A 24,723-nucleotide genomic window follows, 5' to 3' on the forward strand; every position below is an offset into this window, starting at 1 on the left:
GCGCCGCGAGGGCACCGGGCACGCCTTGGGGGACCGCGGTCAGGCGCGGCCCGCGGACTTCTGGGTCTTGCGGGTGACGGCGTCGATCACGACGGTGGCGAGCAGTACGCCACCCGTGATCATGTACTGGATCGGCGAGGCGATGCCCTGCAGGGCCAGGCCGTACTGGATCGAGGTGATCACCAGCACACCGAGCAGCGCGTTCCAGGTGCGGCCGCGGCCGCCGAAGAGGCTGGTGCCGCCGATGACGGCCGCCGCGATGGCGTTCATCAGGAGCTCACCGCTGCCCGCGCCCTGGTTGGCCGCGGTGATCTTCGAGGCGAGGAAGAGTCCGCCGATGGCGGCGAAGGTGCCGGAGATCGCGTAGATCGAGGTGCGGATCATCACGACGTTGATGCCGGCCCGGCGGGAGGCCTCGATGGAACCGCCGAGCGCGAAGACCTTGCGGCCGTACGCGGTGCGCCGGAGCACGAAGTCGGTGATCACCAGGACCGCGAGGAACAGCACCACCGCGAGCGGGAGGCCCTTGTACTGGTTGTACACGGCGGCCACACCGAAGGCGGGGATCGCGAGCAGCACCGTGCGCAGCACGATCTCGCTCAGCGGCCGCGACGGCACACCGGCCGCCTCACGGCGGCGGCTGTCGAGGAACGAGGTGAGGAAGAACAGCGCCACGGCGACCACGGCCAGGCCGTAGGCGGCCGCCACATCACTGAAGTAGTAGCTGGTCAGCTTGGCGACCAGGCCCTCGGAGTCCAGGTTGATCGTGCCGTTGCTGCCGAGGATCTGGAGCATGAAGCCGTTCCAGAACAGCAGACCGGCCAGGGTCACGGCGAACGCGGGGACGCCGATCTTGGCGAACACGAAGCCGTGGATCGCGCCCGCGACCGTACCGGTGAGGACCGCGAGGACCAGCGCCACCCACTCGGTCATGCCGTGCGTGACGTTGAGCACCGCGAAGGTGGCGCCCGCGACACCGCTGACCGAGCCGACGGAGAGGTCGATCTCGCCGAGCAGCAGCACGAAGACGATGCCGGTGGCGATCATGCCCGTGCCGACCATGGCGACGGAGATGTCGGAGAGGTTGCCGGCGGTCAGGAAGTTCGAGTTCAGGCTCTGGAAGATCGCCATGATGATGATCAGGCCGATGACGACGGGGATGGACCCCAGGTCGCCCGCCTTCATCTTGCGCTTGAACTCGTTCAGGTACCCCGCGAAGCCCTGCTCACGGACCAGGAGGCGGGGGTCGACGGCGGTGACCGCCTCGCCCGCGGCGGGCGGCGCGTCGACCGGGGCCTCGTGCGGCTCGTCGAGGTGGATGGGCTCCGTCGGGTCGGCCGCGGCGGCCTTGTCCACGGGGGAGGTCTTGTCGGTGCTCACTTCTGAACCTCCGCGTTGCGCGCCGCACGGCGGGTCACGGCGTTGTCCGTGGCGCCGGTGATGGCGGAGATGATGTCTTCCTGCGAGGTGGTCTTGACCTCGAAGACTCCGTTGTTGCGGCCGAGGCGCAGCACCGCGACCTTGTCGGCGACGGCCTTCACATCGGCCATGTTGTGGCTGATGAGGATGACCGCGTGGCCGCGCTCGCGCAGCCGCTCGACCAGGTCGAGGACCTGCGCGGTCTGCTCGACGCCGAGGGCCGCGGTGGGCTCGTCGAGGATGACGAGCTTGGGCTCGCCCAGCATCGAGCGGGCGATGGCGACGGTCTGCCGCTGGCCGCCGGAGAGCGAGGCGATCGGGATGCGCACGCTCGGGATGCGGATCGACAGCGTCGTGAGCAGCTCGCGCGAGCGGCGCTCCATCTCGACCTCGTCGAGGATGCCGCGCTTGCGCAGCTCCCGGCCGAGGTAGAGGTTGCCGACGACGTCGATGTTGTCGCACAGCGCGAGGTCCTGGTAGACGGTCGCGATGCCCAGGCTCTGGGCGTCGTGCGGCTTGTTGATCTGTACGGACTTCCCTTCCCACTCGATGGCGCCGTCATCGATGGGGTGGACGCCGGCGATCGTCTTGACCAGCGTGGACTTTCCGGCACCGTTGTCGCCGACCAGGGCGACCACCTCACCGGCGTGGACCTCAAGCTCTACGTCGGTGAGCGCCTGAACAGCACCGAACCGCTTGGAGACCCCGCGCAACGCCAGCACGGGCGTAGCGGACACGTGAACCATCTCCTTCGCCGCCTGACCGGCGGGGATGCCGCGCCCCGAGGAGAGGGGGCGCGAAGGTTGAGCAGAAGAGAACGAGGAGGAGAAGCGTTCCGTCCGGCACCCCGCCCGATAGCGGGGGCTGAGAAGGAGGGCGGGGCGCCGGAGGGGCTTCGGGGGGGGCCGGGAACCCGGTCACGTACGCGAGCGGGAGGCTGTGTACGTGGGCGGGACCCGGCGGGGAACTACTTCAGACCGATCGCGTCGCAGGCGGCCTTGTAGTTCGCGGTGCAGATCTCGTCGACCTTGTAGATACCGTCCTTGATGACGGTGTCCTTGATGTTGTCCTTGGTCAGCGAGACGACCGGCAGGATGACCGACGGGACGCCCTTCGTGGTCGGGCTGTCGACCTTGGACTTCGCGATCGAGTCCAGCTTCTCACCCTTGGCGAGCGCGACGGCCATCTCGGCCGCGATCGGGCCCTCCTGGACGTACGGCTTGTAGACGCTCATGAACTGCTCGCCCGCGACGATGCGCTGCACGCCCGCGAGTTCCGCGTCCTGGCCGGTGACCGGGGGAAGCTTGGAGAGACCGGCGGCCTTCAGGGCCGTGATGATGCCGCCCGCCATGCCGTCGTTCGCGGAGTAGACACCGATGATCTTGTCCTTGCCCAGGGCCGAGATCGCGCCCTCCATGTTGGCGTTGGCGTTCTCCGGCTTCCACTCCTTGGTGTCGTACTCCTTGCCGATGTTCACCTTGCCGTCCAGCTCGGCGTGCGCGCCCTTCTTGAACAGCGCGGCGTTCGGGTCGGTGATCGCACCGTTCATCATCACGATGTCACCGTCCTTCGCCTTCGAACCCAGCGCGTCCACCAGGGCCTTGCCCTGCACATGGCCGACCTGCTCGTTGTCGAACGACGTGTACGCGTCGATCGGACCCTCGGCCAGACGGTCGAACGCCACGACCGGGATACCCGCGTCCTTGGCCTTCTTCACCGCACCCGCGATCGCCTTCGAGTCCACCGCGTCCACGATCAGCGCGTCGACCTTGTTGGTGATCATCGTGTCGACCTGCTGCGTCTGCGTCGTCGCGTCCTGCTTGGCGTTGGCGTAGATCACCTGGCCCTTGCCGTTGGTCAGGTCGCTGACCTTCTTCTCGATGAGCGGCTTGTCGAACTTCTCGTAGCGCGCGGTCTGGTTCTCCGGCAGGAGCAGACCGATCTTGATGGCGTCGCCCTTGGTGGAGCCGGACGACTCCTTCGTCTTGTTGCCGGATTCCTTGGCGCTGCCACAGGCGGCGAGAGAGACAGCCATCGCGGTGGCGGCCACGGCCACGGCGGCACGACGCATACGCGTGTTCATTCTGAAACCTCCCTGACGAGGCCGCGACGTTGCGGCCGAGGTGGCTGGAAGTCAACTCGGCCGGGGAGCCACCGTCAAGGAGTAAATCCTTAACGAGATGACAACGGTGCCATCCGTTATCTAAGTGAAGGCAGGGGTGCTCGCCGGAAGAGCGTTCTCCAACAGGGTCGAATCGCCCATTTCACTCAGTACCAGAGCCAGCGCGCCGAGCACCTCGGCGCGCCCGCCCAGGGCACCCGGAAGGACCGAAAGCTGGCGCGCCGCACTGGGGATGGCGTACCGCGACACGGAGTCCCTGATGGGCCCCAGGACCAGCTCACCGGCCTCGGCCAGATCGCCGCCGAGCACCACCCGGCTGGGGTTGAGCAGATTGCAGAGGTTGGCGACACCGCTGCCGATGTGGCGGCCCACGTCCGCGACGACACGCCGGCAGCCGGGGTCGCCCTCGCGGGCCAGCTGGACCACGCGTTCCATGGTCAGATCGGGTCCGTGGCTCGACTGGAGCAGCGGCAGGACGTACCGCGCGGCCGTGAAGGTCTCCAGGCAGCCGCGGTTGCCGCAGCGGCACACCGGGCCCGACTCGTCCAGGGTGATGTGCCCGATCTCGCCCGCCGTGCCGCCCGGGCCCCGGTACATCTGCCCGTCGATGACCAGACCCGCGCCGACACCGCTCGCGACCTTGATGTACGCCAGGTCCTTGACCCCGCGCCCGCTGCCCCAGACCAGCTCGCCGAGCGCGCCCAGGTTGGCGTCGTTGTCGACGTAGACCGGCACGCCCAGCCGGCCCGAGAGCTCCTCGCTGGGGTTGATGCCGGTCCAGCCCGGCAGGATGGACGTGGAACCCAGCGTGCCGGACTCCATGTCGATGGGGCCGGGCACGCCGAGGCCGACGCCGATGACCTTGTCGGGGCCGATGCCGGTGGCCGCGATCAGGCGGTTGACCAGCTGTTCCGCCCGGTCGAAGCCCTCCGCGGCGGAGGCGTCGACGTCCAGCGGCTCGGACTCCTCGGCGAGCACCTGGTGGGCCAGGTTGCCGACCGCGACGCGCAGGTGCGTATGCCCGAAGTCGACGCCGATCACGATGCCCGCGGAGCCGCTGAGCGAGACGCTGCGGGCCCGGCGGCCGCCCGCCGACGTGGGCGTGACCTCGACGGTGCCGCTGTCCTTCAGCTCCCGAACGATGTTGGAGACCGTGGCCGCGGAGAGCCCTGTCGTCCTGGCGATCTCGGCCTGGGTGAGTGAGCCGGCCATGCGGACCGCACGTACGACCCGCTCAAGGTTGGCCCGGTGCAATGACGTCTGCGACCCCGGAGTCTCCATCGACTCATCCACTCCCGCCGTAGGCAGGCGGCACGACGGCCGCCCCCGCACGGGACCGCAACTCCGAGGCCCCGTCCTATCTCCAACATGTGAACTCTAAGCTGAGCCTTTCGGGTTGTCTCCCGTCAAGACCTGAGCAGTGGGACATACCACGGGACCGCCCGTCGGCGTGTCGCCGACGGGCGGTCCCGTGGTGGATACGGAGTGTGACGTACCGCTACTTCAGCGCCCCCGCCGTCAGGCCCGCGACGACCTGCCGCTGGAAGACGATGTACGCGGCGAGCACCGGCAGCATGGCCATGACCAGTCCCGCCATCAGCCCCGACCAGTCGCCCTTGTACCCCTGGCTGGTCGCGAGCTCGACCAGACCCTGCGAGAGCACCCGCTTGTCCGGGTCCGTGTTGAGGACCGTCGGCAGCATGTACTGGTTCCACTGCCCCAGGAAGTTGAAGATGCCCACGCTGATCAGACCCGGACGGGCCATCGGCAGCATCACCTGGAAGAAGGTACGGGTGTGGGAGGCGCCGTCGATCATCGCCGCCTCGGCGACCGAGGTCGGCAGCGTACGGAAGAACGAGGTGAGGAAGAAGACCGTGAACGGCAGCGAGTACGCGATGTAGACCAGGATCAGCCCGTGCGTCGTGTTCAGCAGGCTCAGGTTGTTCATCACGTAGAACAGCGGCACCAGCGCCAGCATGATCGGGAAGCTCATCCCGCCGATGAACAGGTAGTAGATGAACCGGTTCCCGGGGAAGTCGAAGCGCGCCAGCACATACGCGGCCATCGAGCCGAGCAGCAGCGTCCCGAAGAGCGAACCGCCCACCACGATCAGGGTGTTGCCGAAGTAGTCGCTCATGTGGGCCTGGGACCAGGCGCGCGACCAGTTGTCGAAGTGCAGCTTGTCCGGGAGCGCCCACGGGGTCGACAGGATCGAGTCGTCGTCCTTGAACGACGCCATGACCGCCCAGAGCAGCGGGATCACGACCATGAACGCCCAGATGATCAGCACACCGTGCGAGAAGACGTTGAGGATCCGCCCCTCGCCCTTGCTCTCCTTGGCGGCGGGCGCGCTCTGTTCGGCCACGGGAGGACGCTCCTCCTCGGCGAGGTCGGCGGTCGAGGTGTCAGTGGTCATGAGAACTCCAGCCGCTCGCGCCGCCCCAGCCGCATCACGATCGCCGCGAACAGCAGCGTGACGACGAGGAGCGCGACACCGATCGTGGTCGCGTAGCCGGCCTGCCCGTCGCGGAACGCCGACTGATAGACGTACAGCGGCAGCACCGTGGTCGAGTAGTCGGGGCCGCCGGGGCCCACCGTCATGATCTGCACGGAGGCGAACGCCTCGGCGCCGAGCGCCAGGATCCCCATGTAGACCCAGCCGGACTGCACGGTGTCCCACAGGAGCGGCAGGGTGATCCGGAAGAACGTGGTGAAACGGCTCGCCCCGTCGAGCAGCGCCGCCTCGTAGAAGTCCCGGGGAATGGAGGCCATTCCGGCCGAGAACAGGACCACGAAGAAGCCGACCGTGGACCAGACGAGCACGGCCATCACGCAGTAGAGGGCCAGTTTCGGATCGCCCAGCCAGTTGGGCTGGACGCTGCCGAGACCGACGCCCTTGAGCGCCGAGTTGATGACGCCGTTATTGGGGTTGTACGCGAACTGGAAGAGCAGGGCGACGATCGCGATCGAGAGCACCTGCGGAAAGAAGTACGCGATTTTGTAGAAACCGGAGCCGCGCACTCCGGCGATGGCGGCGCCTTTCCGGCGCCGCCCGCCGACATTGAGCATGAAGGCGAAGAACAGCGCGAGACCCAGCGTCACCAGCGGAAGCAGCGCCACGAACAGCAGACTGTGCCGCAACGACTTCCAGAAGATGTCGTCGTGGAACATCCGCTTGTAGTTGTCGAAGCCGACCATCTTGAAGTCCGGGCTCAGACCGGTCCAGTCCGTGAACGAGTAGTAGATGGACTGGACGAACGGCCAGATGACGAAGAGTGAGTACAACGCCAGTGGGAGTACCAGAAATCCCACGATGAACCGGTACTTGCCGTGTTGCATGGTTACCGACCCCGATCTGCTGGCGGGTGCCGCCGCTGGTGACGCTTGCCCACTGTGCCGCTACTTCTTGTGCTTGTAGTGCTTGATGTTCTGGTCCTGGGCGGCCTTGTCGGCGTACCCCTGGATCTTCTTGATGGTCTCCGCCGGGGTCGCGCGGCCGGCCATCATCTCGCCGAGACCCGAGACACCGATCTGCTCCTTCTGGAGCTTCACATACCAGTCCTGGAGCCGCGGGTTGACGACATTGGTGCCGGCCTTCTTCAGCGCGTCGACACCGGACTGCAGCGCCGTGGAGAGCTGGAGGCCGTCGGTGCCGCCGTTGAAGGCGGAGAGCGACTTCACCTGGGTGGTGAAGTTCTTCGAGGACGCCTCGCTGAGCATGATGCGCAGCTGCTCCATGCCGCCCGCCGGGTTCTTGGCCTTGGCCGGGACGATGAACGGCTCGCCGCCGGACGCCCAGATGGTGCCGAACGGCATCTTGTCGTTGCCGTCCAGGCTGGAGGGCGCGCCCACCATCATCTTGAAGTCCTTGGGCGTGGTGGGAGCCGCCTCGTTCTCCACCCAGGAGCCGTTGGGGATGAACAGCGCCTGCCCCTTGGTCCAGGCGGTCTGCGCCTGGATGTGGGTCATGCCCGGGGTGCCCTGGAGGATGTAGCCCTTCTTGTAGAGCTCGTAGTACGCCTCGAACGCGGCCTTGACGGCCGGGTGCTCCCAGGCCTTCGGCTCCAGGTTGTCGATGGCGTCGAGGACTTCCCTGCCGCCGATCTTGGCGATGAACGGGTAGAGCGAGAACGGCAGGTAGTACGGGTACTTGCCGGGGTAGGTCCAGCCGGCGATGCCCTGCTTCTTCGCCTTCTCGCACAGGGCGAGCATCTCGTCCCAGGTCTCGGGGTACTTGGCGTCCAGCTTGTCCAGCGCGGTCTGCGAGTACCAGACGCCGTACACGGTGTACGCGTAGTAGAAGATCCAGCACTGCTCACCGTCGAACTGGCCCATCTCGACGATGCCGGGCCGCAGCGTGTCGCGGACCTTCTTGTTCGGGTCGTCGATGGAGGGCGCGTCGAGCAGCGGGGTGAGGTCGGTGAGCTGGCTCTTGCCGACCAGGACGCCCATGTCCATCTGCTCGGCGCCCGAGTTGTCGATCAGGTCCGGCGGGGTGCCGCCGTTGAACTTCGGCTGGAGTTCCGACTGGATCTTCTGGGTCTTGTGGAAATTGATCTTTGCCTTCGGGAACGCCTTCTGGTAGACGGCATTCGCGTCGGTCGCGTACTTGGTGCCGAATCCGCCGTCGAAGATGACGACTTCGAGGGGGGCCGTCTCATTGACGGCCAGCGGATTCTGGGCGGACTTGGTGCCCTTGGTGGGCTTCGTGCCGCTGTCGTCACTGCCGCTCGCACAGGCGGACAGGAAGCCCATTGCCGGAACAGCGATCAGACCGAGCGCCGCGGACCGCTTGATCAGATCGCGACGGCCCAGGCCCTCATTGGTGTCGTGGGCGGAGGTGGATCCCATGCTCAAGTCCTCGCCTTCTCCAGGACTCAGGCGGTGTACCGGTCGCCCGTACCGAATCGCCAACAGGCGAAGGGCCCCGCCACCGCGGTCAGTTGTGCTGAAGCTTGGGTAGTGCAGGGTACGCAGCGGATACGTCGGACTGTGCGGAGGATGACGTGCCGTTGCTTCCCCGACGTCCTCCGTCCCCCAGGTCCGTCGGTTTCCCGGCGGAGCGGACGCCGACAGGTATAGTCCACTTTCCGTCAACTGAGCAAGATCGAAAGCATGGTTGGACGGCATCCTTTCCCGAGTTGAGACCTCCTGGATATCTGGCGGCGGAGCGCGACGGGCCGCGCCGACGCGACACTTCCGGCAAGATCCGGGACGACCGCGCCATTCCCCCTCAACACCCTTGACACCACCTATGACTTACCTTCCTACTGGATCCTGCATTTTCACTCTGACAACGTTGTCCAGATCGTATGACCGCCGTACACCGGCCGGACGTGTCCCTGTTTCGGCCGAGGTGTGTCATGCGCCCGCCAATCGAAAGGCCCCCTATGCCGACCGGATCCCGGCACAGACAAGGACCGGCGGCCGCCCTGGCGGCTGCCGCCTTCATGCTCGTCGTGACCGCCCAGTGGGCCGCGACCGCCCAGCCTGCCGTCGCCGAACCCGCTTCGGGCGGCGACACGTTCCGGACATCGTTCGAAACCGGCCAGCCGCAACCCGACTGGCTCAACACCGTGGACAGCGGACCCGACGGCACCAAGCGCGCGTCGGGCGTCGACGGCTCCTTCACCAGCGGAATACCGGGCAATGTCACCGACCACGTGACCGAGGTCCGGGCGAGCGCCGAGAACGAGGCCTCGGGCGAGGTGAAGGAGAACCTCGTCGACGGCCAGCCCAGCACCAAGTGGCTCGCCTTCGCCCCGACCGCCTGGCTGGAGTTCGATCTCGACGCGCCCGTCAAGGTCGTCACCTACGCCCTGACCTCGGCCAATGACGCCGCTCCCCGCGACCCCAAGGACTGGACGCTGAAGGGGTCGGCGGACGGCAAGAGCTGGACGACGCTCGACACCCGGTCCGGCGAAACGTTCTCCTCGCGCTTCCAGACCAAGTCGTACGACTTCACCAACTCCACGGCGTACGCGCACTACCGCCTGGAGATCACCCGCAACAGCGGCGCGGACATCACCCAGCTGGCGGACATCCAGTTCTCCGACGGGAACACCAACACCCCCGTCCCGCCGGACATGCGCACCCAGCCCGACCGGGGACCGGGCGGATCGCCGACCGCCAAGGCGAACGCCGGATTCACCGGAAAGAGGGCCCTGCGTTACGCCGGTACGCACAAGGCGGACGGCCGGGCGTACTCGTACAACAAGGTCTTCCACGTGAACACCCGGATCGGCCGGGACACCGAGCTCGACTACAAGATCTTCCCGTCGATGCCGGAGACGGACCTCAACTACCCCGCCACGAACGTGTCGGTGGACCTCGCCTTCACCGACGGCACCTATCTGAGTGATCTGCGGGCCGTCGACTCGCACGGCGGGCTGCTCAGCCCGCAGGGCCAGGGCGCGGCGAAGACGCTCTATGTGAACCAGTGGAACCAGGTGTCGTCGCGGATCGGCGCGGTGGCCGCGGGCAAGACCGTCGACCGGATCCTCCTCGCGTACGACTCGCCCAAGGGCCCGGCGAAATTCCAGGGCTGGATCGACGACATCGCGATCGCCCCGAAGAAGCCGGAAAAGCGCCTCGCGCACCTCTCCGACTACGCCCTGACCACCCGGGGCACCAACTCCAGCGGCTCCTTCTCGCGCGGCAACACCTTCCCGGCGACGGCCGTGCCCAACGGGTTCAACTTCTGGACCCCGATGACCAACGCCGCATCCCAGGACTGGCTGTACGACTACGCGCGGCGCAACAACACGGACAATCTGCCGGTGTTGCAGGCGTTCGGGGCCAGCCATGAGCCGAGCCCGTGGATGGGCGACCGGCAGACGTTCCAGCTGATGCCGTCCGCTGCGGCCGGGACCCCGGACGCCTCGCGGACCGCGCGGGCGCTGCCGTTCAAGCACGAGAACGAGGTGGCGAAGCCGTACTACTACGGGGTCACCTTCGAGAACGGCCTCAAGGCCGAGATGGCGCCCACCGATCACGCGGCGACGATGCGGTTCACCTATCCCGGTGACGACGCGAGCGTCGTCCTCGACAACGTCAACAACAACGGCGGGCTCACCCTGGACCCGTCGACGTCCTCGTTCACCGGCTACTCCGATGTGAAGAGCGGTCTGTCGGCGGGCGCGACCAGGCTCTTCGTGTACGGGGTCTTCGACGCGCCGGCCACCGCGGGGGCCAAGCTGCCCGGCGGCGGGGGCGCGGACGTCACCGGTTATCTGCGCCTGAAACCCGGCAAGGACCGGACCGTCACCCTGCGGCTCGCGACATCACTCATCAGTGTGGACCAGGCCAAGGCGAACCTCGCCGCCGAGATCCCCGCCGGGACGCCCTTCGACCGGGTCAAGGACCAGGCGCAGCGCGCCTGGGACCGGATCCTGGGCCGGGTCGAGGTCGAGGGCGCGAGCCAGGACCAGCTCACCACCCTCTACTCCTCGCTCTACCGGCTCTACCTCTACCCCAACTCCAGCTCCGAGAAGGCCGGTTCGAAGGACGTCTACGCCAGCCCCTTCTCCCCCGGCACCGGTGAGAACACCCCCACCCACACCGGCGCGAAGATCGTCGACGGCAAGGTGTACGTCAACAACGGCTTCTGGGACACCTATCGCACGACCTGGCCCGCGTACTCGCTGCTCACCCCAGGTCGGGCGGGCGAGATGGTCGACGGGTTCGTCCAGCAGTACAAGGACGGCGGCTGGATCTCCCGCTGGTCCTCACCCGGTTACGCGGACCTGATGACCGGCACCAGCTCGGACGTGGCGTTCGCGGACGCGTATGTGAAGGGCGTGAAGTTCGACGGCGAGGCCGCTTATGAGGCCGCGTTGAAGAACGCCACGGTCGCCCCGCCGTCGCCGGGGGTCGGCCGCAAGGGCATGGACACCTCACCGTTCCTCGGCTACACCCCGACCTCGACCGGCGAGGGCCTGTCCTGGTCCCTGGAGGGCTACCTCAACGACTACGGCCTGGCGCGGATGGGCGAGGCGCTCTACAAGAAGACGGGCAAGTCCCGCTACAAGGACGAGTCCACGTACTTCCTGGGCCGCGCCCAGAACTACGTCAAGCTCTTCGACCCCAAGGCGGCCAGCGCCGGTGCGGGCGCCCCCGGCTTCTTCCAGGGCCGCGACGCCAAGGGCGACTGGCGGGTGCCGAGCGGCACGTACGACCCGCGTATCTGGGGCTACGACTACACCGAGACCAACGGCTGGGGCATGGCGTTCACCGCTGTGCAGGACTCGCGCGGTCTCGCCAACCTGTACGGCGGCCAGGGTGGACTGGCCAGGAAGCTGGACACGTTCTTCGCGACCCCGGAGACCGCCTCGCCCGACTTCGCGGGTTCGTACGGCAGCGTCATCCACGAGATGACCGAGGCCCGTGACGTGCGGATGGGCATGTACGGGCACTCCAACCAGCCCGCCCACCATGTGGCCTACATGTACGACGCGGCCGGACAGCCCTGGAAGACCCAGGAGAAGGTCCGCGAAGTGACCCGCCGCCTGTACATCGGCAGCGAGATCGGCCAGGGCTACCCCGGCGACGAGGACAACGGCGAGATGTCGGCCTGGTACCTGTTCTCGGCGCTCGGGTTCTATCCGCTGGTCATGGGCAGCGGCGAGTACGCCATCGGCTCGCCGCTGTTCACCAAGGCGACGCTGCACCTGGAGAACGGCCGCGACCTGGTGGTGAAGGCGCCGCGCAACAGCGACCGGAACGTGTACGTCCAGTCGTTGCGGGTGAACGGCAAGGCGTGGAACTCCACCGCGCTCCCCCACTCCCTGCTCGCCCGGGGCGGCACGCTGGACTTCGCCATGGGGCCGCGTCCGTCGACCTGGGGCAGCGGCAAGAACGCGGCGCCGACCTCGATCACCCGGGACGACAAGGTGCCCACGCCGCCGTCCGACGCGATCTCGGGGAGCGGTCCGCTCTTCGACAACACCTCGGCCACGGCGGCGACGTTCGACTCCGTCGAGCTGCCGGTGGCGTCGCCCACGCGCGCGGTGCAGTACACCCTGACGTCGTCGGAGCGCGCCAAGGCCCCCACGGGCTGGGTCCTCCAGGGCTCCACCGACGGGACGAAGTGGGTCGATCTCGACAGAAGGACCGGCGAGTCGTTCGCCTGGGACAAGCAGACCCGGGTGTTCTCCGTGGCCCGCCCCGGCTCGTACGGGCACTACCGGCTGGTGTCCACCGGTGGCCCGGCAACCCTAGCGGAGACGGAACTTCTGCGGTGACGGTTCCATCGGGCGGGCACGGATGTCGAGTTGGCCGCTTTTACCTCAAGCCGATTGACATGTAAAGGAGTCATGACAAGATTCCGGTGAAACCCGTGGCGCGTCTCGTCTGCTGAGGCGCGCCACGACGCATCTGAGCCTCATGGAGAACTACGTGGCCAAGACAGTGGCCAAGAATTCCGGCCGTGGGCGTGGGCGGATAGCCACCCGTCTCGCCGCCGCGGTGGCGGCCGCCGCGATCGTCGGCACCAGTACGTCGGCCGTCGCCGTCGACAACCCGCCGAAGCCGTACACCAGCGCCACCACACTGACGCCGTCGCTGCGCTCCGGCGTCGCCTCCGCACCCAGCGCGGACGCGCCGCAGTTCGACCTGTTCGCGGCGGACCGGGCCAACACGCTGTACGGCTACATCCGCGACGGCGGCGGCGCGTTCAGCCCGCGCGCGAAGATCGACACGGGCTGGGACAAGATCAAGAACACGGTCCAGGTCGACAACGACGCCGACGGTTACGCCGACGGCTGGTGGGAGTGGGACAACAACGGCACGATGTACTACGCCCCGGACGACGCCACCGACCCGTGGACCGTCGGCGGCGGCTGGAACACCTACAACATGCTGGTGTCCCCCGGCAACCTCGGTGGCGCCTCGGCCGGCGACCTGCTCGCCCGCGACGCCACCGGCACGATGTACCTGTACCTGGGGTACGGCAACGGCAAGGTCGCCTCCCGCTACAAGATCGGCGGCGGCTGGAACGCGTACAACCTGATCGCGGGCAACGGCGACCTGACCGGCGACGGCAAGCCCGACATCGTCGCCCGCGACACGTCCGGCACCCTGTGGCTCTACAAGGGCACCGGCAACTACAAGGCCCCCTTCGAGCCCCGTATCAAGATCGGCGGCGGCTGGAACGCCTACAACGCCATCTTCTCCGTCGGCGACCTGGACCTGGACGGCAAGACCGATCTGCTGGCCCGGGACACCAACGGCGGCCTGTGGCGCTACTCGGGCACGGGCAACGCGGCGGCGCCGTTCGCGGCGCGCCAGAACATCGGGACGAGCGGCTGGAACACGTACCGGCTGTTCTTCTGATCCCGTCCTACGCGACGAGAGGGCCGTACTCCCACCAGGAGTGCGGCCCTTTGCCGTGCGCTATGACCCTCCGTCGTGAGCGCGTCCTTTGGTGGCCGGTCCGCACTCAAACAGGTTGACACGTAAGGGAGTTGTGTAAGGATCTCGCTGATCGCGTGACGTGTCCGGTGCTCGGCTCCATGGCGCGCCGGTGCCGCGTCACCTCTCATCGAGACCATCGAGACTCTGGAGAGATACGTGGCCAAGACTCCGGCCAAGATTTCTGGGCGTACGCGGGGGCGGATATCCGCCCGTCTCGCTGCTGCGGCGGTCGCCGCGGCACTCGTCGCCACCGGCGCCTCCGCGTTCGCCGCCGACAACCCGACGGCACCTTCTTCCGCCAAGGCGTCGGTGAAGGCCGCGGCGAAGAAGGCCATCGCCGCCAGGAGCGGTGCCGCCCTGCACGGCGCCGCGCGCGCGGACGGCGACCCGAACGGCGCCTACCCGGTCTTCCCGCTCAGGGGCGTGGACCGCTCGGGCAACGAGTACGCCTATCTGCCCGACTTCGAGGGCGGCTTCTCGGCCCGTATGCAGATGGACGAAGGCCAGGGCGGCGTCAAGAACGCCGCACAGGTCGACAACGACGCCGACGGCGCCCCGGACGGCACCTGGAAGTGGGACGCGAAGGGCACCATGACCTTCGAGCCCCTCACCGACCTCACCACGGTGACGGTGGGCGGCGGCTGGAACATCTACAACACACTCCTGTCCCCCGGAAACCTCGGCGGCGCCGAGGGCGGCGACCTCCTCGGCCGCGACGCGTCCGGCGCGCTCTGGCTCTACCTGGGCTACGGCAACGGCAAACTGACCTCCCGTTACAAGGTCGGCGGCGGCTGGGGCCAGTACACCGCGCTCGCCGGCAACGGCGACCTGACCGGCGACGGCAAGCCCGACATCGTCGCCCGCGACGCGTCCGGCACGCTGTGGCTCTACAAGGGCACCGGCAACTACAAGGCCCCCTTCGAGCCCCGTACGAAGATCGGCGGCGGCTGGAACATCTACAACGCCATCGTGTCCTCGGGCGATGTGGACCTCGACGGAAAGACCGACCTGGTGGCGCGCGACGGCGCGGGCGCGCTGTGGCTGTACCGGGGCACGGGGGACGCGGCGGCGCCGTACAAGCCCCGGGTGAAGATCGGCAACGGCGGCTGGAACACGTACCGGTTGCTCTTCTGATTGCTGTTTGATTGCTGTTCCGACCGTCGACACAACCGGAGGGCCGCATTCCCCACGCAGGGGGTGCGGCCCTTCTGTTCCAAATCGGGATACAGGGGGTAAACACGTGGCGAGAAACGGCTGTTGACTTGCTCCCCTTCGGCCTCTGGCGGGTTGACAGGTAAAGGAGTCGTGAAACGATTCCGCTGAACTCGTGACTCGACTCATCCCGTGAGTCGCATCGCGTCTCAATCTCGACCAATGGAGACATACGTGGCCAAGATCTCTGGCCGTAAGCGTGGGCGGATAGCTTCCCGTCTCGCTGCCGCGGCGGTTACCGCCGCCCTCGTCGGCACCGGCGCCTCCGCGTTCGCCGCCGACAACCCGACGGCGAAGCCCTTCAAGGCTCCGACCGCCAAGCCCGCCAAGGGCCTCAAGGGTGCGGCCAACACCCCGGCCTCCGCGCCGGGTGACGCGCCGGTGTTCGGCCTGTACGGCATCGACAAGTCGAACACCGCTTGGTTCTACAACCCCGACGGCAACGGCGGCCTGGAGTCACGCGTCAGCTTCCCGTACAACACGAACTGGAACCTCAAGTGGGTCGGCCAGGTCGACAACGACGCCGACAACCTGGCGGACGGCATCTGGCAGGCCGACTACAACGGCAACCTGTCCTACGCCGCGGCCGACGGTTCCGACCCGTGGAAGGTCGGCGGCGGCTGGAACATCTACAACACCCTGCTGTCCCCGGGCAACCTGGGCGGCGCCGGTGCCGGCGACCTCCTCGGCCGTGACTCGTCCGGCACGCTGTACCTGTACCTGGGCTACGGCAACGGCAAGATGACGTCCCGCTACACCGTGGGCGGCGGCTGGGGCCAGTACACCGCGCTCGCCGGCAACGGCGACCTGACCGGTGACGGCAAGGCCGACATCGTGGCGCGCGGCGCCGACGGCACGCTGTGGCTGTACGAGGGCACGGGCAACTACAAGGCCCCGTTCAAGCCCCGCACCAAGATCGGTGGCGGCTGGAACATGTACAACGCCATCTTCGCCCCGGGCGACATCGACATGGACGGCAAGGCCGACCTCATCGCCCGCGACAACGCGGGCGCGCTGTGGCTGTACAAGGGCACCGGCAACGCCGCGGCCCCGTTCCAGTCCCGCGTGAAGATCGGCTCGGGCGGCTGGAACACGTACCGACTGTTCTTCTGATCCGATCCGATCCGGTCGATCCGACCTGATCAGATCTGATCCGACTTGACGGAGGGTCGCACCGCTTCGGCGGTGCGACCCTTCGGCGTTGTCAGGCGAAGCGACGCCAACCGGACGTGACGATTCCCGCACAAACCTGTTTGGAAGATGTGAGAAACCCGTGAAACGATCTCGTTGATCCCGTGACGGGCCTCGCCTCATGAGGCACGCCACGTCTCAACAACTCCATGGAGAACTACGTGGCCAAGACTTCTGGCCGTACGCGTGGACGCATAGCCTCGCGTCTCGCTGCCGCGGCGGTCACCGCCGCCCTCGTCGCGACGGGCGCGAGCGCCGTCGCGGCGGAGAACCCCGCCAAGTCGGCCAACAGCGCGTCCGGGAAGTCCCACGCATCGGCCGGGCTGCGGTCGGGGGCATTTTCGCAGGACCCCCACTACGCCCTCTACGGCTTCGCCGGCAACGGCAATCTGTACAGCTACACTCCGGACGGAAACGGCGGCCTCAAGGACCGCGTGAAGTCCGGCGAGAACTGGCACAACGAGAAAGACCTCACCCAGGTCGACCATAACGGCGACGGCTACTCGGACGGCATCTGGTACCGGAGCAGCGACGGTTACCTGCGGTACTTCATGTGGAACGTGGGCGAGTTCACCGTCGGCGGCGGCTGGAACACCTACAACCACATCTGGTCCGTCGGCAACCTCGGCGGTGCCGAGGCGGGCGACCTGCTCGCCCGTGACGGCAGCGGCAACCTGTACATATACCTGGGCTACGGGGACGGCACCCTGACGTCCCGTTACAAGGTCGGCGGCGGCTGGGGCCAGTACACGCAGATCGCCGGCAACGGCGACCTGACGGGCGACGGCAAGGCCGACATCGTCGCCCGCGACGGTTCCGGCACGCTGTGGCTCTACAAGGGCACCGGCAACTACAAGGCCCCGTTCGAGTCCCGTATCAAGATCGGCGGCGGCTGGAACACCTACAACGCGATCGTGTCCATCGGCGACATGGACGGCGACGGCAAGACCGACCTGATCGCGCGCGGCAACGACGGCACCCTCTGGCGCTACTCGGGCACGGGCGACGCCTCCGCCCCGTTCAAGCCCCGCGTGAAGATCGGCACCGGCGGCTGGAACACGTACAGCCAGCTGTTCTGATCCGCGGGATTCCTGAAGTCCTGAGCACGTGAATGGGCCGCACTCTTTACGGGAGTGCGGCCCATTCTCTTTGGCCCAGCGAATGATCACCTCTCAGTCCCCACCACGTGCGGGCCGGAGTGGGGCGAAGAGCCGGGACTGTGGCGCCGGCCCTGGGTCAGGGGCGGGTGGGCCACATGGAGCGGCCGTTGGCGAGGTTGCCCTTGCCGTCGCCCTGGTACCAGCGCAGGTTGGGCTGGGTGAGGGGCTGGCTGGAGGCGACGTCGGAGAGGCCGGCGAGGTCGCTCTTGCCGTCGCCGTTGAAGTCGCCGCCGACGATGGTCTGCGTGTTCTTCCAGCTGGTGTCGGGCCACAACTGGCTGGCGGTGTCGAAGGAGCCCTTGCCGTTGTTGGCGTACAGCTGGAGGGCGCCGGTGGGGCCAACGGTGGCGATGTCATCGAGGCCGTCAGCGTTGTAGTCGGCGGTGGCGAACTGGGTCTTGCCGTCCCAGGTGTTATCGGGCCACATGCGGCGCTTGTCCGTGCTCAGGGTGCCGTTGGCGTTCGCGGTGTACGCGTAGAGCGAGCCGTCGCCCGAGACGGCGAGCAGGCCGTCGCGTCCGTTGCGGTCGGCCTTGAAGCGGGCGACCTGGCGCATGGTCCCCCAAGAGTTGTCGGACCACATCTTGGTGCGGTCCCCGAGGGAGCCGTCGGCCTGGCCGGGGTAGAGGTAGAGGTCGCCGTCGTCCGAAATGGCGGCGATGTCGGTGCGGCCGTCGCCGTTGAAGTCACCGGCGACGATCCGCTTGACGTTCGACCAACTGCTGTCCTTCCACAGCGGGCGGCCGTATTCCAGGGTGCCGTCCGGGCCGGAGTAGAAGGCGTGGAGGCTGCCGTCGGTGAGGACGGCGGCGATGTCGGTGCGGCCGTCGCCGTTGAAGTCGGCGCCAGTGACGACCTTCGTGGTCGAGATCGACTTCGTGGTCAGGCGGGTCTGCTGGATCCAGGAACTGACGGTGTCGACACGCGTGTCGACGGCGCCGTCACGGGTTTCATCCGAGCCGAAGCAGCCGGCCTCCCAGGTGCGGGAGTGGATGCCGACGAGCTCGTATCGGCCGTTGCTGGTCTGGCGGAAGGTGGGCCCGCCCGCGTCGCCCTTGCAGACGCCCGCGGTCTGCCCGTTGCTGCCGGTCAGGGTCAGAGTGGCGTCATCGGCCCCGGCGAGGGTGGGGGTGGCGGTGTGCGGGGCGTCGGGCACCCACTCGGCCTTGGTCCGCCCATAGCCCGTCACCCGCAGGCTCTCACCCGCCGTCACCGGCCTGGAGGCGACATCGATCGGATCCACCTTGAATGCCGGAGTCAAGCCGCCGACCGGGGAGATAGTGCGCAGTTGGGCCATGACCAAGTCGCGGTCCGGATGCGGCACGAGCCGCAGGACCGTGACCGGGATCGCCCCTGACAGTGACGGGCCGTCCAAGGTCACGGTGGTCTTCTCCGCCGGAGCACCGGCCGCCACCTTGCCATTGGCGTCGGCGAAGCAGCTGGCTGCAGTCAGCACCCACTGCCCGTCCACCAACGCCCCCGAACAACTGCGCTTACCGTCACCGATGTTCAGCTTCGCGGTGAACGCGTAGCTGCCGGAGGGAACAGTGTCGCCGGAAACGGCACCAGCAGGCGACGCAGTGACGAGGCCGCCAGCCGTGGCGAGGGCGACCAGACCTGTGGTCCACGCGGCACGCGAACTCATTGCAGACATCAAAGGGGTCCTTCGGAAGGTTTCAGGAATGGGCCGGGCTCAGAGAAGGCTGCTGGCCGCGGCGAGAGCATGCAGAGGTGCGGCCCCATGCGGTGCGTGAACCCATCGCAGACATGAGAGTCCTGGAGATTTTTCGGAAAGGCTGGAGTCGGAATGATGAGTGGTCCCGTAGGCGGCCCATGCGCAGCGCAGCGGCATTCACCCCATGCGGCATGCCAAGCAGGCCAAAAGCCCCACGAAGATGTGAACGTAAAGATCACTCTAGACGGGTGCTCACGTCAAGGGGGAGGTGAGTGATTCAGGTCACCGGAATCCCCGTGATGCACGCCGACTATGACGTCGTCATTTGGGGCCAAGACATTGGCTAGAAACAGACGAGTTCAGCAGTTGGTGACATCCCGAAGCGGCACCACGGCGCCGGTAGTTGCAGGTGACGGGCGGAGCCATTTAGAGGGCACCGTTCGGCAGACGAATCACTTTCAGCCGTCATCACGGTCCCAAATGACGAGGCCATAGCCAGTCCGCCCTGGGGTATCCGATAACCTACGAACCTGTGCAGGCGAAGGCTTCGCCGTCGCACACGTTCTGACGGCATGACACCTGGCGGGTATCCCGCTGGGATCGTGCCCTTCTACCGGGGGGTAGTGAGAAGTGCGGGGAACTTCCGTATCAGCGGCAATGGCCATTCAGCTGCGAGAAATGCCGATGTACAACGTCCGATGGTCAGGAACGACCAGCGACCTTAGCTGAATCGGTTTCTCCGGCCTCCCCCATGCAGCCACTGGGACGACAGGTGGCGGCACGCTTTCGTACGGCGCCCTAGGTGCCGGTGCCCCTAGGGAGTCACGGGCGTGCGCGGCCGCGGCAAAGGCGGGGGTGCGGTGCTTGGCAGGGCCGTGAAAACACCGAACCGTGATGCATCGCATGATGAATGAGTGCTGGGGTGCGGTGCTGGGCCAGTAACGCATGCAAGTTTCAGGAAAGATCCCGACCCCATGAGAAGCCTAAAAATTTCCGGCTGAACCGGAACTGACGAGTTTGGATGATGATGACGTCGTGTACCTCAGTCATGGCGAAGCCGTCGCGAAAGAGGTTCTTGGTGCGCACTCTCGGCGCCGCGTTGGCTGTCGGGACTCTGGCCTGGCTTGCGCTACCGGCAGCTGCCTCCAGCGGGGCTGGTCCGGTGAGCCCGATCGCGCAAGAGGGGCCGGGCTCCGCGGTCGAGACGTTCGACTACCCGGGTGCTGCAAAGATCCTTGCGGAGAAGAAAATCACCCTCAAGCGCGGCGACGGCCACATCACCTACGTCGACTGCGCCAGTGGCACAGGCTTCATCGAATTGTTGGCCCGTCAGCAGGATCAGAAGATCTGCTTCAAGGTCACCGGAAACTCTGGCTGGCTGACTATGGAGATCCCCTCGGTCAACTCCATCAAGGGCAACGACTACACGACCGAGGCCAGTATGACCGTCGGCAGCGAGAGCAAGTCGTTCGACATCCTCAAGAACCGCTGGACCGGGGTCGGCGAGAGCGCCGACAAGGAAGGGCGCGAATACATGCTCGTGGAGCTCAAGACCACCAAGTAGCGTTCGCTCGGGCCTCGCCCCGCTACTGCCGACACTGGTCATTTTCCTACGTGCCTCACCCCCTGGCTTCCGGCGCTCCTGCCTGCACTGGGGGCTGGCCAGGGCAGTAGTACGGACCTACCGAGCCGAACAGCCTTAGCCCCGGGTGCCGTTCCAGCAGTGCGACCCGGTGCGCGAGCTGCATGAGACCCACCGTGTGCCGGGGCCGGATTGCGGGCCAGAGCAGCCCTCTCCAGGCAGGGACGGGAGCGGGCCACGCATGCTTGCCGGCGCAATTCGTCGGGTGGTCGAGCCGTATCAGTGTCGACTGCGGGCTTGTTGTCCTGCCTCACCATCACACATCAGGAGAACCACATCCTTATGCAAACAACGTTTTGGAGTCGGAGACGTCTCCTTGGCACACTCGCGGCCACTGCCGCTGCAGCCGCCTCCCCCTTGCCGTTAGCACGCATGGCTCGTGCTGACACCCCAGGGGGGGCAGTGCCCGATCCGCTCCCGCTGCCGGACACCGACAGGGCGAAGGTGATCAAGGCCTGGATGACAGGCGGAAAGGCCGTCAAGGCGGCCGCGGCCAGAGCGCTCATCGGCACCGACGCCGATGTGCAGACCTTCCTCACCACGACACTGCCGAAGGCGACGGTGGAGGACAACCGCGTCGCCATCTCCACCTTCCTGGTGAAGGCCGGCAAGGGGCTGGGCCGTGAGGCCTCCACCGCTCTCGACCAGGGCGACAGCGCCATCGCGGCCTTCCTCCAGGGCGGCTTCAAGTCCGCCCTTATAGAAGACCTGCGGGTAGGAACTTCCACGGTGTCGGTCACCGGTGGCAAGGCGGTGCAACGTGACGCCTCCGCCGCCCTGAGCGCCGGCAGCCGAGAAGCGCTGGAGGCCTTCCTCACCGACGGGCAGTTCACCGCCCACCTGGAGGACATGAAGGTCCAGGTGTCCACCATGCTGATCAATGCCGGTCCTGAGGTGAGCAAGTACGCTGACCGGGCCCTGAGCGGCACCGAGACTGACATCGAGTGGTTCCTGGACACCGGCCAGCACATCGCCCGTGCCCGCGACCAGGAATCAGCAGCCATCGAGGAACTGGTCGCCGTCGTCGAGCGGGAAGGCAAGCGCGCCCAGGCCGAGACAAACCTGGCTGTCGAGACTTCCGAACGGGCCAAGACCGCCGCGAACAAGGCCAAGGAAATGGCGGAGGAAGCGGCAACAGCAGCCAAGAACGCCAAGAATGAGGTGGAGCTGTCCGGGGCCGCGGCCCGCAAGGCGGCCAGTGCGGCCAAGGGCGCGGCGAACGCCGCGCGCGAGGCCATCAACGCCTCGAGCGCGGCTGTGGCCGCCGCCCGCCGCGCTTCCTGGGCCGCTACCGCAGCCTCCCAGGCCGCCGCCACCGCCGGAAACGCGGCATCCGTCGCCTACAACTCCGCGATCGCGGCCTCCAAGGACGCCACTCAGGCGCGGGCGGCGAAGGACGCCGCGGTAGCAGCCCGCAACGGTGCCGCGCAGGCGCGGTCCGCGGCCAAGGCCGCGGACTATGCGGCGACCGCCGCATCCCAGGCCTCCAACGCCGGGTCCGCCGCAGCCTCTGCCGCCCGCAACGCCGCAGCCGCCGCCAACGCCTCCGCCCAGGCCGCGACCGCCGCAGGGGCCGCCCAGTCGGATGCCGCAGAGGCCCAGCGGCAGGCATCCATCGCCTCCAGCGCCGCGAACCGCGCCACCAACGCCGCCTCCACCGCTCAGGCCCTCGCCAACGCGGCTGCGACAGCCGCGAGCGCCGCGCGGGACCATGCCAACGCCGCAGCAACCCAGGCCGAGAAGGCAGCGGACGCGGCCGAAGAGGCAGTCAAGTACGCAGGGCAGGCGATCGATTTCGCAAACAAGTCCACCGCCCACGCCAATGAAGCTGTGAAGGCGGCCGACATCGCGGTAAAGGCAGTCGAGGACGCCCAGGCCGTGGAGAAGTCAGCAAGGGACGCCGAGCTGGCCCATCTGGAGGAGGACAGACTCCGAGGCATCGAGGAGGCCAGGCTGCTGACCCAGATCGAGACCGCCGAGACAGCCGCCTACCAGAACAAGCGCTCGCAGGCGCAGCGAACCGACCAGGAGATCAAGGACCTGATCGCCAACGCCGAGCAAGCACTGGCGGCTGACAACCTCGCGCTGGCAGCCACGCTGGGCCGCAAGGCTGCCATCGGCCTGCTGAACGCCAAGGGCGTCTGGACACGGCAGGCAGCCCAGTTCGCCCTGGCCGGCGCCGACGCCGACATTTACTCCTGGATCGACCTCGACCGGCACCTCGCGCAGCAGCAGGACGACCGCGAAACCGTCCTCTACCTCGCACAGATATCCAGCCCCGCGATCGCGCAAGCCGCACAAGCCGCGCTCGAAGGCTCTGGCGATAAGCCCGTGGGCGATTTCCTCACCGCAGGTGTGATCAGGGCGTCCAAGGACGACAACCGCGTCCAGATCGCCCGCATCCTCACCCAGCGCCCCGGCAAGGCTGTCACCAAGGCAGCCAACGACGCGCTCAACGCAGATACCCCCGAGGCCCTGCAGGACTTCTTCGACCGCACCTACCCCGCCGCGATGCGCGAGGACGACGCGGTCACCACCTCAACACTCCTGACGACCGCAGGCCCCTACACCCAGGCGCACGCCGAGGTCGCCCTGGAAGGGCCGACATGGATGCGCCGCAACTTCGTCCACACGGTCCAGTACCGGACGGCACAGCTCGACTACGACTCCGCCACCCACATTGCGGCGATCCGCGGAGCCATTGCGGCAGCCGCGAAGATCGCCCACAAGGCTCAGAAAGACGCGGCACTGGCATCCAAGGCTGCCGCCGATGCCCGCGGATGGGCGGACAAAGCAGCAGACTGGGCAAACAAAGCACGCGAATCGCAGGCCAAGGCTGACGAGTACGCCAAGCAGGCGGAGAAGAACGCCAACGAAGCGGACGCCTCCGCAGCCGCAGCCCAAGCTTCGGCGGATACGGCCAAAACGGCGGCAGACACCGCGCGAGGCGCCGCCCGCTCGGCCAACTACTCGGCGAACAAGGCGATCGACTCGGCCCGCAGCGCCCTCAACTCGTCCTACCAAGCCCAGGCTTCGGCTGCCAGCGCGCACGCATCCGCACTCGCTGCGGGCAAGGACGCGCAGACTGCCGCAGCAGCGGCCCGCGACGCTGTGCGTATCGCCTCCGACAAACGTATCGCCGAGGTGCGAGAAGCCGCGCGCAAGGCTGCCGAAGAAGCCCAGAAGGGTCGCGAGAGCGGGCGCAATCCAGCCGGAAATTCGACCCATGACCAGGTCAACCCCAACGGCACCACTACCGGCGGCAAGGACGAGTGGTGGAACGACGCCAAGTGGTACGCCGACACGTTCAACAAGATCAGCGTGGGAGCGGGTTACCTCGAGGCCGGTACCGGGCTTGCCAGCCTCGAGTTTCCTCCGGCGGCCCTTGGCTCGGCGTTCTTCGGTTCCGTGTCGATGGGAGCCGGCGGAATCAGTGCCATCGCCACAGGCATCGAGTACGGGTTCACCAGCAGCCAGTTCATTGATTCCGCCAGCGAAGCCGCCCTCAATCTAGCCACTCTCGGCCAGGCCAAATGGCTCATCAGCACCGGTCGGCTCGGCGGTGCCAAGAAGGTAGTGGCCCCCGCGGTCAGGAAGCTTGTGGAGGTTGGCGAGGACCTCGGGTCCTCGGTTACCCACGCGCTGTCATCGCTTTGGTGACAGCACCTCGTCCTGTACTTCGCGCCACATGAGGTCGGCCTGCAGTCGCCCGGCACACGAGTCACCCTCTTGCTGGGCCGGGATCTTGAGGACGACATCTTCTTCCAGGCGCAAACACCCCGAGGGCCGCAATGGATTCGACTCACTGCTTCCCGTAGACGAGCAATTCGAAATATGCATGCGCGAGAGGCCTTAGATGAGATCAGCCATACGATTCAGGCGTACTCAG

15 protein-coding genes are annotated in these 24,723 nt (G+C 67.2%); 7 read left to right on the top strand and 8 right to left on the bottom strand.

Annotation, left to right across the window (positions count from 1 at the left end; translation table 11 throughout):
- Positions 1-39 precede the first annotated feature (39 nt).
- From BG418_RS05500 to ngcE, 7 genes are all read right to left on the bottom strand, one after another.
- Positions 40-1,320 (bottom strand): ABC transporter permease subunit, encoded by a 1,281-nt coding sequence (locus BG418_RS05500; RefSeq protein ID WP_317453523.1) that lies wholly within the window; start codon positions 1,318-1,320, stop codon positions 40-42.
- A gap of 56 nt (positions 1,321-1,376) precedes the next feature.
- A complete protein-coding gene (locus tag BG418_RS05505) occupies positions 1,377-2,165 on the bottom strand; it encodes an ATP-binding cassette domain-containing protein (RefSeq protein WP_188272554.1) in 789 nt (262 codons plus the stop codon).
- A gap of 221 nt (positions 2,166-2,386) precedes the next feature.
- A complete protein-coding gene (locus BG418_RS05510) occupies positions 2,387-3,502 on the bottom strand; it encodes a sugar ABC transporter substrate-binding protein (RefSeq protein WP_188272555.1) in 1,116 nt (371 codons plus the stop codon).
- A 120-nt stretch (positions 3,503-3,622) separates the two neighbouring features.
- On the bottom strand, positions 3,623-4,822 hold the full coding sequence (locus tag BG418_RS05515; protein WP_188272556.1) for an ROK family transcriptional regulator: 1,200 nt from the start codon (positions 4,820-4,822) through the stop codon (positions 3,623-3,625).
- Between the two features lie 217 nt (positions 4,823-5,039).
- Entirely contained in the window at positions 5,040-5,957 is a 918-nt protein-coding gene (locus tag BG418_RS05520) for a carbohydrate ABC transporter permease (RefSeq protein ID WP_188272557.1), read from the bottom strand.
- On the bottom strand, positions 5,954-6,880 hold the full coding sequence (locus tag BG418_RS05525; protein ID WP_188272558.1) for a carbohydrate ABC transporter permease: 927 nt from the start codon (positions 6,878-6,880) through the stop codon (positions 5,954-5,956). The genes BG418_RS05520 and BG418_RS05525 overlap by 4 nt, the downstream gene beginning before the upstream one ends.
- A gap of 60 nt (positions 6,881-6,940) precedes the next feature.
- Positions 6,941-8,392 carry an N-acetylglucosamine/diacetylchitobiose ABC transporter substrate-binding protein gene (gene ngcE / locus BG418_RS05530; protein WP_188272559.1) on the bottom strand — a complete coding sequence of 484 codons (1,452 nt, stop codon included), beginning with the start codon at positions 8,390-8,392 and terminating at the stop codon, positions 6,941-6,943.
- A gap of 539 nt (positions 8,393-8,931) precedes the next feature.
- Between ngcE and BG418_RS05535 the strand changes: the two genes are divergently transcribed.
- The 5 genes from BG418_RS05535 to BG418_RS05555 all read left to right on the top strand — a co-directional run bounded on the left by BG418_RS05535 (position 8,932) and on the right by BG418_RS05555 (position 17,436).
- Complete coding sequence (locus BG418_RS05535) at positions 8,932-12,783, top strand: GH92 family glycosyl hydrolase (protein WP_188272560.1); 3,852 nt, start codon at positions 8,932-8,934, stop codon at positions 12,781-12,783.
- 154 nt (positions 12,784-12,937) lie between these two features.
- Positions 12,938-13,873, top strand: a complete 936-nt coding sequence (locus BG418_RS05540; RefSeq protein ID WP_317453517.1) for a VCBS repeat-containing protein — start codon at positions 12,938-12,940, stop codon at positions 13,871-13,873.
- A gap of 237 nt (positions 13,874-14,110) precedes the next feature.
- Complete coding sequence (locus tag BG418_RS05545) at positions 14,111-15,088, top strand: VCBS repeat-containing protein (protein ID WP_188272562.1); 978 nt, start codon at positions 14,111-14,113, stop codon at positions 15,086-15,088.
- A gap of 252 nt (positions 15,089-15,340) precedes the next feature.
- Positions 15,341-16,279: a VCBS repeat-containing protein gene (locus BG418_RS05550; RefSeq protein WP_188272563.1), complete on the top strand. Its 939-nt coding sequence runs from the start codon at positions 15,341-15,343 to the stop codon at positions 16,277-16,279.
- A gap of 239 nt (positions 16,280-16,518) precedes the next feature.
- Positions 16,519-17,436 carry a VCBS repeat-containing protein gene (locus BG418_RS05555; RefSeq protein ID WP_317453518.1) on the top strand — a complete coding sequence of 306 codons (918 nt, stop codon included), beginning with the start codon at positions 16,519-16,521 and terminating at the stop codon, positions 17,434-17,436.
- Between the two features lie 157 nt (positions 17,437-17,593).
- Here the strand turns inward: BG418_RS05555 and BG418_RS05560 are convergent, their stop codons facing one another.
- Positions 17,594-19,171 carry an FG-GAP-like repeat-containing protein gene (locus BG418_RS05560; protein WP_188272565.1) on the bottom strand — a complete coding sequence of 526 codons (1,578 nt, stop codon included), beginning with the start codon at positions 19,169-19,171 and terminating at the stop codon, positions 17,594-17,596.
- Positions 19,172-20,270: 1,099 nt separating this feature from the next.
- Here BG418_RS05560 and BG418_RS05565 point away from each other — a divergent pair.
- Positions 20,271-20,756 carry a hypothetical protein gene (locus BG418_RS05565; protein WP_317453519.1) on the top strand — a complete coding sequence of 162 codons (486 nt, stop codon included), beginning with the start codon at positions 20,271-20,273 and terminating at the stop codon, positions 20,754-20,756.
- Positions 20,757-21,236: 480 nt separating this feature from the next.
- Positions 21,237-24,494 carry an ALF repeat-containing protein gene (locus BG418_RS05570; RefSeq protein ID WP_317453520.1) on the top strand — a complete coding sequence of 1,086 codons (3,258 nt, stop codon included), beginning with the start codon at positions 21,237-21,239 and terminating at the stop codon, positions 24,492-24,494.
- The last annotated feature ends 229 nt before the right edge of the window (positions 24,495-24,723 follow it).

Origin of the sequence: Streptomyces sp. CBMA152 (assembly GCF_014596475.1) — a bacterium.
Lineage (GTDB): Bacteria > Actinomycetota > Actinomycetes > Streptomycetales > Streptomycetaceae > Streptomyces.